The sequence below is a fragment of the Bacillus mojavensis genome, from assembly GCF_012648005.1.
Lineage (GTDB): Bacteria > Bacillota > Bacilli > Bacillales > Bacillaceae > Bacillus > Bacillus mojavensis.
On record NZ_CP051464.1, the window covers coordinates 230,455 to 243,398 of the forward strand.

Consider the following 12,944-nt stretch of genomic DNA (forward strand, 5'->3'; position numbering starts at 1 on the left):
CATAGTCTGGAGTGAATGTAAACGGGTAATTTTAAATGGAGTGAAAAAAGCAAATATTATCCTTTTAGTCATTGGGGTTATGTTTTTTTACAAGTAGCATAAAAATCTGGGAGGAGGCTGTTGCCAGGTGGATGAATTAGATATCGCATTCGGCATTTTACCGTTAGCGGTTATTGTGTTATCGGTCGCCGGGACTTATGTTTGTAAAAACGTGTATATGATGCCGTTGATTAGTCTGATCATTTCTCTCGTGCTTACGTTTACGATTTTCAATCAATCATTTTTGGGATGGGTCGTTGTCTATAGTTTGTTTTCGCTGATTTTATCGTATATTACATTGATGGTGGTGAGGAAGAGGAAGGCATCTAGAAAATGAAATTTCGCCCCGCTTTTTGATATATCGTTGACTATGGCAACTATAAGTGATTATAATTGCTTTAATCAACGATATAGAAAGTGGGGATGAGTTTGAAAATCAATGAATCAGCTGCGGGATTAAAATTCAGAAAGTTCAATCGATTTTACACGAATGTTCTTGGCTTCCTTAACGAACACATTTATGACAGCCCGTTTTCCTTAACGGAGACACGGATTCTATTTGAGATTTACAATACGCCGAATTGTACGGCGAAAGATCTTCAGGATAAGCTGGTACTTGACCGGGGATATGTCAGCAGAATGCTAAAACAGTTTGAAAAAGAAGATTTGATTTATAAAGAGAAGAGCAAAGCTGATGCCCGCCACCATTATATATATGTGACGGAAACGGGGAAAACCATTTATAAAAAGCTTGAGAAGAAAGCAAATGAACAGGTTGAGCTGATGTTGAAGGAAATCGATGACGAAAAGCAGCACAAGCTTGCGACAGCTATGGAGGAGATTGAAGCCATATTGTCTCAGTCGCTCTCATCCAAGACATCGGGTATTTCAATCAGAGATTATTATCTATCGGATGACATTCACCTTCTCATCGAAAAGCAAAGGCAATTTTATGCAGAAGCTCATGGCTGGGATAATACATTTTTAGCTTATCTCCATGAGACATTTGACGCGGAAATTGAAAAGATATGGATCGCGGAAAGCGGCGGAAAATTTGCAGGCTGTGTCGGATTGGTCAAACAAGATAAAAAGACGGTGCAGCTGAGATGGTTCTTGGTTGATGCCGCTTTTCGGGGCAGAGGGCTGGGCACACAACTGCTTGAGCATCTCGTTACATATAGCAGAGAGATGAAGTTTGAACGGATTTATCTTTGGACAGTGAGCAGTATGGCTGAAGCCCGTCCGCTTTACGAGAAATTTGGATTCAGACTGAGTGAAGTGAAAGAAGAAACGTCATTATGGGGACAGCATCTGACAGAAGAGCGGTGGGATTTAGAACTGTCATGAAAAGACTCCACTATGCTTGGATCATTGTTTTTATCACCTTTTTGATTTTACTGGCCGTACAAGGTGTGCGCCTGTCGTTTGGTGCGTTTGTCGAGCCTTGGGAGCGGGAGTTTTCGCTGGATAGGGGCACCATCTCGCTGATTTCAACGCTGAGCTTTGTCGTTTACGGGATATCCCAGCCTGTGATCGGGCGGCTTGTGGACAGATGGGGCGCGCGGGCGGTTTTATCATGGAGCACGTTACTGACCGGGATCAGCATTTTCTCGACATGTTTTATCACTTCACCGTGGCAGCTCTTTCTGCTTTACGGGTTGGGGGTGTCACTCGGAGTTGGCGGAGCGTCGAATGTAGCAACAAGTGTGCTGGTGGTGAATTGGTTCAGCAAGAAGCGCGGCCTTGCCTTTGGAATCATGGAAGCGGGCTTTGGAGCGGGGCAAATGCTGCTGGTTCCCGGATCGCTTATGCTGATCCATTGGTTTAGCTGGAAGCTGACGGTTGTGGCATTGGGGTTGCTGTTAATGGTCGTTGTCCTTCCGGCAGCCCTTTTATTGTTGCGAAATCATCCTTCAGAGAAAAATGAAGAGCCGATCGGCGGGGCTGCTGAGGAGGAGGTAGAAACAGGATCAAAAACCAAAGCAGGCTCAGTAACTGCGATGTTTCGTATGAGGCAGTTTTGGCTGTTGATCCTTCCGTTTTTAATCTGCGGCTTTACGACCGTCGGGCTGATGGATACCCATTTGATTCCCTTTTCTCATGATCACGGTTTTTCTACAACTGTTACGAGCGCCGCTGTCAGCCTGCTGGCCGGTTTTAATATCGCTGGTATCTTACTGTCCGGAATCGTAGCGGATCGGTGGAGCAGCCGGAAAATCCTGTGTTTTTTATATGCGGTGCGAGCGCTGTCGATTGTGATTCTGATTTACAGCCACGAACCCTACCTGCTATTAGCCTTTGCGATTCTGTTTGGATTAGTGGACTTTGCAACGGTAGCGCCGACGCAAATGCTTGCCACCCAGTACTTTCAAAATTACTCGATCGGCCTCATGATCGGCTGGCTGTCACTTGCCCATCAAATCGGCTCTGCCCTCGGAGCATATGTGCCCGGCGTCATTTATACCGTAACAGGTGAGTATACGCTGGCTTTTTATGTATCGATTGGAATGCTTGTGCTTGCAAGCGTGATGAACGTGATGCTGAGGGAGCCTGCGGCGATGAATCGTGACAGTGCGGCTGTGACGGAGAAGGTGTAAGTGAGAAAAAGCATCTCTGGAGAGGGTTATTCAGAGATGCTTTTTTTGTATTTTTGTTCTAATACGAAGTCGATCATACTGACAATGCGGGTGTTTTCGGATTTTTGTTTGAAGCGCTCAGAAATTTGAACTTTTCTTGAAAATGGAAAAACAATAGACACCCAAAAAAGGCCGATCAAGGCAAAAAACATTTGTACAGATAGTTCTATTAATTCATTAAAACGAGTGCTGAAAAAATAAATATATAAAGTTATGAATGTCACGAAACAAACGATTTTGACGGTGTATTTGAATGTAAGCTGGGGCTCGCTAAAGAATACTTTTAGCTGATTCAGCATGATAGAATCCTGTTTGTTTAGAAAAGCCAGGATTTCTTTATCATCTTTTTTACCTTCTAAAATGAACTTCACGGCTGTTTCAGTTTCTTTATATGTTTGTAGGTCTATATTCAATACATCCATCTCCTAAGTATAACAATTGCGTATTTCTTTTCTTAGTCAGGGTAAAACAAAACTACATGATTTTTTTGTTATATCTTTCAGTTAGAATAAAATCTATAATTCCTTTCATTCGCAGATATTCGGCTCTCTGTGCAAAGTGTAGAACAGTATGTAATTGTCCTTTTCTAGATATATTTAAAAGCTTTATCAAATCAATAAGGATTTTTAAGAAAATAATTAATAAAAGAAAGATAAAAATGTTTGGTATATCAATGTAATTGATTTGTCCTGAAAATAAAGTAGTTGCATAGATGACAATTATACTTCCGCAAAACATCAAACTCACATAATGTGAAAGAGCAAATGGACGAGAAGAAAAATATGCTTTTAATTGGTATAGCATAGCATTATCTTTTGTATGTAAGTAGTCCAAAAGCTCTTTATCATTTTTACTAATTGTAAGAACATGATTCAATACAGCATGAAAAGTATTCATTGAATCTTCATTATCAGAGGCACTTGGTTTATTGGACAGTATATTTTGTTGATCAATTTTATATTTTTTATAAAGTATTGTATTAATTAACTTGTTTTTCTCATAAAATTCAGATTGTTGAATTAGCGATGTTTCCCCTTTGCTATTATTTTCTCTTTTTATGACTTTAGTATAAGCCATAAAGATACAAATGACTGTAAAAATAGAAAATGCTGCTGGTGAAATATCAGATAGAATAGGATTGGTGAAAACTTGTTTTGCTTGGACGAAAAAGAAAGAGGCTAATGTCATAGCTATAAACATACATAAAACCGCCAATTTCACCAGAAATTGAAGCGGAAGGTAAGGTTCAGAATAATAGTGCTTCAACTGGTTGAGTGTAAGAGAATCCTGGCGAAAAAGATAATCTATAATCTCCTGTTGATTTTGCATCTGATCGATATCGTGAGCGATGCTTTTCGTTTTTTCAAAAATGATTTGATCATTTTTCATTATGTATAAACCTCCAAATCATAATAAACTAAAAAACTGCATGAGCATATTTTAACTTATGTTCATGCAGTTTTGTATTGATGTCATCACAGGAAGAGGAACTGCTTTATAAGGCAGGGCTTACCGATGTTGCCCCATTTTTCAGCGCTTATGCCATTGGCGGCTGGTTTGCGGGGAAGGCGGATTGACACCATTTGAAGGAGAGTGAGATGATTGATGAAAAAATGGAGGAGAGATGGAAATGCAGCCAGAAGATATTGTCCGAAGCGGTCCGAATCAATACATATGCAAACAAGGAATGGTAAAAGAGCTGCCGGTACTTGTGAAGGAATGGAAGCATCCTGTTGTTGTAACGGGCATTAAGTCGTATGAGGCATTTCAAACGTATGCTGCGATTCCGCCGGAGTGGAGAGTGATTCAGCATAAAGGGTACAGCTCGCCTGAAGCAATAAGGGAGATTGCGGAACAAGCGGCATCTGCTGATCTCATTATTGGGATTGGCGGCGGAACAGTGTTAGACACCGCAAAAGCTGCCGCAGATCGTTTGGATATTGAAGTCATAACTGTTCCGACAATCCCGGGAACTTGCGCGGCAAGCACGCCGCTGAGTGTGATCTATGATCAAGAAGGCAACTTTATCCGAGTCGATTATCATAAACGTTCCAGCTATTTGACACTCGTTGATCCGTTATTGCTGCTTTCTTCTCCGATTGAGTATGTTAAAAGCGGAATTGGCGACACGCTTGCGAAATGGTATGAAGCGGAAGCGATTATCAGAAATACGAAGGAGCCTGTTTCATTAATGGTCCAAGCGGGGCTTAGGCAGTCTGTCTATATTCGTGATCTTTTGCTGCAAGAAAGCCTTAAGGCTGTTGAAAGTCTTGAGAAAGGGGAAGCCTCGGCTTCTTTCACAGCTGTAGCAGAAACCATTATTACTTTGGCGGGGACTGTAGGCGGTTATGCCGGACGCTTCGGCAGGATGGCGGGTGCTCATGCGGTTCACAACGGTCTGAGTTTTATACCGGAAACCCATCATGTACTGCACGGACAAAAGGTGGCGTACGGCATACTGATTCAGCTTGCGCTTGAGAAGCGAAATCAGGAAATTGAAGAGCTGATTCCGTTTTATCAGCAGCTTGGCTTCCCGGTGAAACTGAGTGATTTAGGCATCTATAAGAATCAAGAGCATGCGAAGAAAGTTGTTGCGGCTCACGCGTGCAAGCCGGAAGAATCGTTATGTTTAATGGGTTCTTATCGTGAAGCGGATGTTGTGGCGGCAATCAATGTATTGGAATCATAAGCTAAAATAAGGGTTTTCTTATTTTAGCTTTTTTATTGCGAAATTTATTTTTTAAATATTTCAGTTATAATGGTTTTTGAACAGATAGGAGGGGCAAAGATGTATCAATCAAAGAAGGTTTTATTGTTAGGCTCAGGTGAACTGGGGAAAGAGGTTGTGATTGAAGCCCAGCGTCTTGGGGTAGAGACGGTGGCGGTAGACAGCTACGAGCATGCTCCGGCGATGCAGGTGGCGCATAAAAGCTATGTCACTGACATGCTGGATCGTGAGCAGATCAGACACATTATTGAGAAAGAAAAACCTGATTTGATTGTGCCTGAGGTTGAGGCGATCGCGACGGATGAATTGCTGAAGCTTGAAGAGGAAGGATTTCACGTGATCCCAAATGCGCGTGCGGCGAAGCTGACGATGGACCGGGAAGGCATCAGGCGGCTTGCGGCAGAAACGCTGGGGCTTGCGACGGCAGGCTATGAATTTGCGAATACATATGAAGAATTTGTACAGGCTGCAGCTCATATCGGCTTCCCTTGTGTCGTCAAACCGTTGATGAGTTCTTCGGGAAAAGGCCAAAGCGTATGCCGCTCAGAAGCGGACTTGGAGAGCTGCTGGGAGACGGCGATGGAAGGCGGACGCGTAAAGAACGGACGCGTGATCGTCGAGGAGTTTATCCCGTTTGAATCAGAAATTACACTCTTAACTGTGCGTGCAGTGAACGGTACGGTATTTTGTGCGCCGATTGGCCATGTGCAAAAGGATGGAGACTATATCGAATCATGGCAGCCGCATCATATGACAGAGCAGCAAATTGAAGAGGCGAAGCATATTGCGAAAGCCATTACGGATGAGCTTGGCGGGTACGGTCTGTTTGGCGTTGAGCTTTTCCTTGCGAAAGACAAGGTGTATTTCAGTGAGGTGTCTCCTCGACCGCATGATACAGGTCTTGTGACGCTGGTGACGCAAAATTTGTCGGAATTCGCGCTGCATGTACGGGCGATTCTCGGCTTTCCGATTACAGAAATCACACAGCTTTCTCCAGGCGCCAGCCGGCCCCTCAAAGCACCGGAAGAGTCAGCGGACTACACTGTTGAAGGTTTGGAAAACGCGCTGGCAGTGCCAAAGACACAAGTGCGCGTGTTTGGAAAGCCGATAACGAAGATCGGACGCCGTATGGCGGTTGCGCTTTCTGCGGCTGACACCGTTGAAAAAGCGCGAGAAAACGTGAAGAAAGCGCTGGATCAACTATCGATTCAATAGAAATGAAATGGGCGGGCCTTGTCTTAATACATGGCCCGCTTTTTTTATCATCACATCCAAAAATTTTATCATAAGAATCGGATTCCTGATTATAATGTAAAAGTCTTCCAACGAAAGGCTGGTTGACATAAAAGGAGGGGGATGACTAAAATGAGAGTAGTCTCAAGATTCAGAAAAAAATGCATTGCAGGTTTTACGATTTTGTGTTTGGGAACGGCAGCGGCAGTATCTTTCGGAACGCCGGCAAAAGCGGCAGAGAACCCGCAAACCTCTGTCTCCAATACTGGAAAAGAAGCTGAAGTCAGCAATAACCAGACATCGAAAGCGGAATTGGTTTCTGATCCTTATGAAGGAACCGGAAAAACAAGCAAAACATTACAGGGTCTCATAGAATCAGAAAAAAACATTAAATCCTTAAAGCCTTCAAGTGTCATCGGATCTGATGAACGCGTCAGAATCTCAGGCACTACGTCATTTCCTTACAGAGCAACGGTTCAGCTATCTATCAAATATCCCAATACCTCAAGCACTTATGGGTGCACAGGCTTTTTAGTAAACCCGAATACTGTGGTAACGGCCGGACATTGTGTGTACAGCAAGGATCACGGGTGGGCTTCTTCGATAACTGCTGCGCCGGGCCGCAATGGTTCATCGTATCCATACGGCACTTATTCCGGCACGATGTTTTACTCCGTTAAAGGATGGACGGAAAGCAAAGATACCAATTATGATTACGGTGCAATAAAACTAAATGGTTCTCCTGGCAACACGGTTGGCTGGTATGGTTATAGAACAACAAACAGCAGCAGTCCCGTCGGCCTCTCTACATCAGTTACAGGATATCCGTGTGACAAGACTTTCGGCACCATGTGGTCTGATACAAAGCCGATTCGCTCTGCGGAAACGTATAAGCTGACCTATACAACTGATACGTACGGCTGCCAAAGCGGCTCGCCTGTTTACCGCAATTATAGTGATACGGGGCAGACGGCCATTGCAATTCATACCAACGGAGGATCGTCATATAACTTGGGAACAAGGGTGACGAATGATGTATTCAATAATATTCAATATTGGGCAAATCAATAAATACGGCAAACTGGCCGTTTTCATTTCTATTTTATTTTTATGCGGATGCAGCTCTCAGGCGCATTCAGATTCTGCTTCGAAAGAAACAACGATCCCTGTGACCCTTCATGTGGAAGACGATGCCGGGTTACCGATGGAAGGCGTTCAAGTGACAATTGTTAAAGCGCCGGCATCAGATCAGGAGCCGAATACAGAGATCGGTGAGATTCTCGGTTTAACAGACAAAAACGGAGACATCACATGGGATACCGGCAAAAAGGGTGACTATTCCATCGCTTTGACGAAGAATGAAACGTCTGTGACGCATCAAGTGTCATTAACAAAGGACAAAAAAGATAAAGTTATTCCATTAGTCTTTAAAGAGTAGACGGTTTTCCTTCAAGTTTAGGAAGAGCGTCTTTTTTTATTAATCTTCGTATACGATCAAACTATATACTGGAAAATTGTTATATGAGATAATAAGAATGGGTATTTTTTCTTACAAGAAAGGGCAGTCTCCTTTCTCTATTTATAAATGAAAGTCGGAGGAAAAAGAAAAAGATGAAACAGGATTCAATGCAGCTTGCCGCGGCTGAAGGCGGTACATGCTTTTACCAGGCTTATGATGAAAGCCTTTCTTTGTGGCCGATTGATTCGGAAGCTTTCTATGTTTCTACTCGTTTCGGAAAAACACATATCATGGCAAGTGGGCCAAAGGACGCACCTTCGCTTGTACTGCTTCACGGAGGGCTCTTCAGCTCTGTCATGTGGTATCCGAATATCGCCGAGTGGAGCGGTCAATATCGTACATATGCAGTCGATATAATAGGAGACAAAAATAAAAGTATACCATCAGCCTCTCTGGATACGAGAGCTGATTGCGTTCATTGGCTGAAAGATGTTTTTGATTCACTTGGGCTTAAGAACGCACATCTGGCCGGATTTTCCCTTGGCGGGCTTCATACAGTAAATTTTCTGCTTGATATGCCTGAAAGAGTGGAGAGGGCAGTGGTCATCAGTCCTGCTGAAGCGTTTATATCATTTCATCCGGATGTCTATAAATATGCCGCAGGCCTTAGTGAGCCGAACGGGGCTGATGCTTACATCAAGTGGCTGACGGCCGGCCGCTATCAGCTTCATCCCAAGCTGCAAAAGCAGATCAAGGCTGGAGTCAAGTGGCAGGATGAGAAAAGAAGCCTGACACCGAAAGAAAATGGCTTTCCCTACGTGTTCACAGACGCGGAGTTAAAGTCAATCACGGTTCCGATACTGCTGATGTTCGGCGAGCATGAAGTGATGTACCATCAGCAAATGGCTTTAGAAAGAGCTTCTGTATTAGTCGCGGGGATTCAGACGGAAATGGTCAAGAACGCGGGACACCTGTTACCTCTGGAGCAGCCGGACTATGTCAATAAACGTGTAATGTCATTTTTAGGCGAAAATGAAATGAGTACATAAATTGAAAAGACTGGCATTCATTGTTCAAAAGGTAACAAATGTTGTATAATAATAGAATTTGAGTGCTGCTTTTTTTCTGGCAGTCTATGTTATCATGTTTAATAGAGAGATTTTTCCTGTAACGCTGATTCGATATACAACGTCGTGTTGATATAAGGTTTTTTTCAATTGGAGGTTTGGTTACACTGTGAATTATATACCCAGTATGATTACGATAGGAAACTTTATTTGCGGGCTTTTGGCGGTTCATTCTTTAATATTTCACAACATCCATTCAGCAGTGATTTTCATTTTTACCGGCATGTTTCTCGATTTCTTCGATGGAATGGCTGCTCGTAAGCTGAATGCTGTATCTGATATGGGGAAAGAACTGGATTCATTTGCGGATCTGGTTACATTTGGTGTGGCGCCATCCATGCTCGCCTACAGTGTCGCTTTATATGCTCTGCCCTTTATCGGGATACTATGCGCGCTGGCTTACAGTATTTGCGGAATGCTTCGGCTCTCTAAATTTAATGTTGAACAAAGCAAACTTCCGACGTTTATCGGAATGCCGATTCCATTTGCGGCAATGTGTCTCGTCATTTTATGCTTTGTGAATAACCCGATCCTGCTGGCGCTCGGCACATGCGGACTGTCTTATCTCATGGTGAGCAAAGTGAAATTTCCTCATTTTAAAAAACACGCAGCAGAAGCAGAAAATCTGGAGTCCGAAAGATGGAATTAGTGCAGCAGCTGATAGCGGATTATGGTTATCTCGCTATTTTTTTGATGCTTGTTCTTGGGATTATAGGATTGCCGATACCCGACGAAGTCATGATGACAATCGTCGGTTATTTTACGCATATTGATGTGCTGAATTATGAGCTTGCCATTTTTATCAGCTTTGTTGGAGCCCTGTTAGGCATGATGATCAGCTACATAATCGGCAGAAAGGCCGGGCGTCCGTTTATCGATAAGTATGGCAAATGGGTCGGTTTGAAGGAAAAAAGAATGCTGAAAGTAGAAAAATGGATGAAAAAATACGGACCGTATTCTCTTATATTAGGTTATTTTATTCCAGGCGTCCGGCATGTGACGTGTTACTTTTCGGGAATCGGCAAAATGGAGCTGAAAACGTATATTGCATATGCAGCGATCGGCGCCTTTTTGTGGTGCTTTGTTTTTATTACAATCGGAAGGGTGATAGGGATTATTCATGTTTAATACGGCTGTAAAGATTCTGTACCGATCATTGATAGAACTGACGAACCATCGATTATCATCCTGCCTGATCAAAGGATTTTGTGAATCGAAAATCAGTAAGCCGGTCATTCCGCTCTTCTCTAAACACTTTCAAATTAACTGGAATGATGTAGACGGAACGGCCGCTGATTACGGTTCGCTTTCCGAATTGTTTATTCGGAATATTAATTTGGAGCGGCGCCCTGTTTCAAATGAGGCGCATGCTGTGGTCAGCCCCGTTGACGGTGTCGTTCAGACGATAGGAACAATCAATCATAATCAAACCTTTACGGTAAAGGGGAAAGACTATTCATTCGCTGAATTGACCGGCTGTAAAAGTGCTGATCATCAATACAACGGTGGATATTTCGTTGTGCTGTATTTAAGCCCGCGGCATTACCACCGCTTTCATTCGCCGATCAGCTGCACATATCAAAAGCTGGCAGAACTCGGAAACCGTTCATACCCGGTGAATCAGTTTGGGTTAAAATACGGAAAAGATGTACTGTCGAAAAATTACCGAGTTGTTTATGGGTTGAATAGCGGCAATCGAAACGTGCTGATGATTCCTGTCGGCGCGATGAATATTAACTCAATCGTGCAGACCAGCACAAGTGATCAATTGAAGATCGGCGAGGAGCTGGGGTACTTTTCATTTGGTTCAACCGTCATTTTGATCTTTGAAAAAGACGCGTTCCAGCCTTCCGCTGATTTAACAGAAGGCCAAGAAGTCCAAGTCGGGCAATTGATAGGTTATGGAGAGTAAAGAAGAGGAGCTCGCAAATGAAAGCGGCGCCTCTTTTTTTGAAGAAAGGTGAGAGTGATGGAAAAACAAATCGTCAGCTGGATCACACATTATCAGCAAACCGGAGATGGAGCGGCTCTTCACAAGGTGCAGGAAGCGTGCTGGCCGATTGTTGAAATAGTTCTGCAAGAGGCGGCAAGTAATGCAGAGCAAGTGAACGATTTGCGCCACAAAGGATTGGAGCGGTTTCCATTCATCATCAGCAAATACCAAACGGATGTGCAGCTTCCGGTTGAGACGTTTTTGAGAAATACATACCGGTTTTATTTTCATCAGGCGATGAAAGGCTCTTAACGGCTTCTATCAGTAGAAGCTTTTTTTATAACCGAAAAGGAAACTTTTTCTATATCTATCTCGTAACTACTAGAGAACCTAACAGAAAAGGGGAGATAGATTTGAAACGTAAGTTAATAAAAATAACCTTGCCGCTGCTGATCGTCTGTCTGGCGTTTTCTTCTTTTGCGGCGCCCGCCCGTGCTGCTTCTGAAGAAAAACATTGGGATCGCTGGATTGAACGGAATGCCCATCCACTGGATTCTTCCAATGCTTCAAACAAAGATCTGCGATTTCTGAAGAAAGTGCTGAAAGGAAAACGAATCGTTCAGTTAGGAGAAACCACACATGGTTCAGGTGAGATGAACGCAACAAAGGTCCGCATGATCAAATACCTCCACGAAGAACTGGGATATGATGTACTGGCCTTTGAGTCTGGCTTTCCCGAAGCAAATGCATCCTACCTTCACATGGATCAATTAACCCCGAAGAGCATAATGAAAAATTCCATTTACCCCGTATGGCACACAGAAGATGTGATTGAACTGTTTGATTATATGAAAGAGCAAAAAGAGAAAGGCGATCCGCTTATTCTCACTGGATTTGATATTCAAAGCCTCAAAAATTCATTCGACGGTGCTGCGAATCAATGGGTAAAGGCGGTGGACCCTGAAAAAGCCGAGCTGCTTTCCCAATCAGAACATGATTTTTTCAGCTTAGTGTCAAACAGCAAAACGCTGGAAGAATTTACGCAAAAGAAGGAAGCGCTTGTGAAAAACTACCGGGAGCTGATCAAGTTCGCTGAAACACATGCTTCAACGCTAAAAGCGCACCTTCCGAAAGAGCCGAAAGCTTATGAGATCTTTGTGCATTCCCTTCATCTGAGAATTGACGTAATGGAAACATACATGCTGGAAGAAATGAAAGAAAAGCTATTGGAGTATCCGGAGAATGTGGAGGATTTTTCATTCTTTATGAGAGACCGCATGATGGCTGAACAATTTCAGTGGGTTGCGGAAACGCTTTATCCAAAAGAGAAGGTCATTGTCTGGGGTCACAATTACCATCTTCGCAAACAGAATACCAAAATGATAAAGGACTGGGTACAGCTAAACGGACCTAACATGGGTGATTATTTGCCTGAGCGGCTGAAAAAACAGACCTATACCATTGGAATCTATGCGTACTCTGGAGCCAGTCTGGATAGCTCCGATAATAAGACCGTTAATCCAGTAACAAGTCCGCCGCCGGCTGGAAGTCTCGAAGACTTGCTGAAAGCTGCGAACCATCCATCGGTCTTTGTTGATTTTCTTCATACCAAAAAAAGCAAAGGAACTTCATGGATGTATACGCCGCGTACAGCGCTGTATTGGGGTTTCATGGAGGAGCAAATGATATTGAAGGAACAATATGACGGTGTGATTTGGCTGGAGCATATAACGCCTTCTGTTATTATAAAGTGAGGAAAGAAGATCCCCTGTGTAAACACACAGGGGAT

Annotated in this window: 15 protein-coding genes; 13 read left to right on the forward strand and 2 right to left on the reverse strand. The window is 43.3% G+C overall.

Annotation, left to right across the window (positions count from 1 at the left end; genetic code table 11):
• Nucleotides 1-127 precede the first annotated feature (127 nt).
• The 3 genes from HC660_RS01290 to HC660_RS01300 all read left to right on the forward strand — a co-directional run bounded on the left by HC660_RS01290 (nt 128) and on the right by HC660_RS01300 (nt 2,636).
• On the forward strand, nt 128-376 hold the full coding sequence (locus HC660_RS01290) for a YbeF family protein (RefSeq protein ID WP_168746826.1): 249 nt from the start codon (nt 128-130) through the stop codon (nt 374-376).
• A gap of 92 nt (nt 377-468) precedes the next feature.
• Nucleotides 469-1,386: a bifunctional helix-turn-helix transcriptional regulator/GNAT family N-acetyltransferase gene (locus tag HC660_RS01295; RefSeq protein WP_168746827.1), complete on the forward strand. Its 918-nt coding sequence runs from the start codon at nt 469-471 to the stop codon at nt 1,384-1,386.
• A complete protein-coding gene (locus HC660_RS01300; RefSeq protein ID WP_168749342.1) occupies nt 1,383-2,636 on the forward strand; it encodes an MFS transporter in 1,254 nt (417 codons plus the stop codon). Before HC660_RS01295 ends, HC660_RS01300 begins: the two co-directional genes overlap by 4 nt.
• Before the next feature lie 26 nt (nt 2,637-2,662).
• Here HC660_RS01300 and HC660_RS01305 read toward each other — a convergent pair whose 3' ends face one another.
• The gene (locus HC660_RS01305; protein WP_168746828.1) at nt 2,663-3,088 is read right to left on the reverse strand and encodes a hypothetical protein; all 426 of its coding nucleotides are present in this window, start codon (nt 3,086-3,088) and stop codon (nt 2,663-2,665) included.
• Nucleotides 3,089-3,149: 61 nt separating this feature from the next.
• A complete protein-coding gene (locus tag HC660_RS01310) occupies nt 3,150-4,064 on the reverse strand; it encodes a hypothetical protein (RefSeq protein ID WP_168746829.1) in 915 nt (304 codons plus the stop codon).
• Between the two features lie 241 nt (nt 4,065-4,305).
• Here HC660_RS01310 and HC660_RS01315 point away from each other — a divergent pair, with 241 nt between their 5' ends.
• From HC660_RS01315 to HC660_RS01360, 10 genes are all read left to right on the forward strand, one after another.
• A complete protein-coding gene (locus HC660_RS01315) occupies nt 4,306-5,364 on the forward strand; it encodes an iron-containing alcohol dehydrogenase family protein (RefSeq protein ID WP_168746830.1) in 1,059 nt (352 codons plus the stop codon).
• Nucleotides 5,365-5,463: 99 nt separating this feature from the next.
• On the forward strand, nt 5,464-6,618 hold the full coding sequence (gene purT, locus HC660_RS01320) for a phosphoribosylglycinamide formyltransferase 2 (protein WP_168746831.1): 1,155 nt from the start codon (nt 5,464-5,466) through the stop codon (nt 6,616-6,618).
• Nucleotides 6,619-6,768: 150 nt separating this feature from the next.
• A complete protein-coding gene (locus HC660_RS01325; RefSeq protein ID WP_168746832.1) occupies nt 6,769-7,707 on the forward strand; it encodes a trypsin-like serine peptidase in 939 nt (312 codons plus the stop codon).
• Nucleotides 7,670-8,074: a DUF2606 family protein gene (locus HC660_RS01330; RefSeq protein ID WP_010332860.1), complete on the forward strand. Its 405-nt coding sequence runs from the start codon at nt 7,670-7,672 to the stop codon at nt 8,072-8,074. Before HC660_RS01325 ends, HC660_RS01330 begins: the two co-directional genes overlap by 38 nt.
• 173 nt (nt 8,075-8,247) lie before the next feature.
• Nucleotides 8,248-9,144, forward strand: a complete 897-nt coding sequence (locus HC660_RS01335; protein WP_168746833.1) for an alpha/beta fold hydrolase — start codon at nt 8,248-8,250, stop codon at nt 9,142-9,144.
• A 187-nt stretch (nt 9,145-9,331) separates the two neighbouring features.
• Nucleotides 9,332-9,871, forward strand: a complete 540-nt coding sequence (pssA, locus tag HC660_RS01340) for a CDP-diacylglycerol--serine O-phosphatidyltransferase (RefSeq protein ID WP_010332863.1) — start codon at nt 9,332-9,334, stop codon at nt 9,869-9,871.
• A complete protein-coding gene (locus HC660_RS01345) occupies nt 9,862-10,350 on the forward strand; it encodes a DedA family protein (protein WP_010332864.1) in 489 nt (162 codons plus the stop codon). The genes pssA and HC660_RS01345 overlap by 10 nt, the downstream gene beginning before the upstream one ends.
• Nucleotides 10,343-11,134, forward strand: a complete 792-nt coding sequence (locus HC660_RS01350; RefSeq protein ID WP_168746834.1) for a phosphatidylserine decarboxylase — start codon at nt 10,343-10,345, stop codon at nt 11,132-11,134. The genes HC660_RS01345 and HC660_RS01350 overlap by 8 nt, the downstream gene beginning before the upstream one ends.
• Before the next feature lie 57 nt (nt 11,135-11,191).
• Nucleotides 11,192-11,467 carry a hypothetical protein gene (locus HC660_RS01355; protein ID WP_168746835.1) on the forward strand — a complete coding sequence of 92 codons (276 nt, stop codon included), beginning with the start codon at nt 11,192-11,194 and terminating at the stop codon, nt 11,465-11,467.
• 101 nt (nt 11,468-11,568) lie between these two features.
• Nucleotides 11,569-12,909, forward strand: coding sequence for an erythromycin esterase family protein (locus tag HC660_RS01360; RefSeq protein ID WP_168746836.1), 1,341 nt, complete (start codon nt 11,569-11,571; stop codon nt 12,907-12,909).
• Nucleotides 12,910-12,944: the final 35 nt, after the last annotated feature.

Coding starts and splice junctions, on each gene's coding strand:
- HC660_RS01300 (WP_168749342.1), top strand. CDS start 1,383: ATGAAAAGACTCCACTATGCTTGGATCATTGTTTTTATCACCTTTTTG.
- HC660_RS01310 (WP_168746829.1), bottom strand. CDS start 4,064: ATGAAAAATGATCAAATCATTTTTGAAAAAACGAAAAGCATCGCTCAC.
- HC660_RS01315 (WP_168746830.1), top strand. CDS start 4,306: ATGCAGCCAGAAGATATTGTCCGAAGCGGTCCGAATCAATACATATGC.
- purT (WP_168746831.1), top strand. CDS start 5,464: ATGTATCAATCAAAGAAGGTTTTATTGTTAGGCTCAGGTGAACTGGGG.
- HC660_RS01325 (WP_168746832.1), top strand. CDS start 6,769: ATGAGAGTAGTCTCAAGATTCAGAAAAAAATGCATTGCAGGTTTTACG.
- HC660_RS01330 (WP_010332860.1), top strand. CDS start 7,670: ATGTATTCAATAATATTCAATATTGGGCAAATCAATAAATACGGCAAA.
- HC660_RS01335 (WP_168746833.1), top strand. CDS start 8,248: ATGAAACAGGATTCAATGCAGCTTGCCGCGGCTGAAGGCGGTACATGC.
- HC660_RS01345 (WP_010332864.1), top strand. CDS start 9,862: ATGGAATTAGTGCAGCAGCTGATAGCGGATTATGGTTATCTCGCTATT.
- HC660_RS01350 (WP_168746834.1), top strand. CDS start 10,343: ATGTTTAATACGGCTGTAAAGATTCTGTACCGATCATTGATAGAACTG.
- HC660_RS01355 (WP_168746835.1), top strand. CDS start 11,192: ATGGAAAAACAAATCGTCAGCTGGATCACACATTATCAGCAAACCGGA.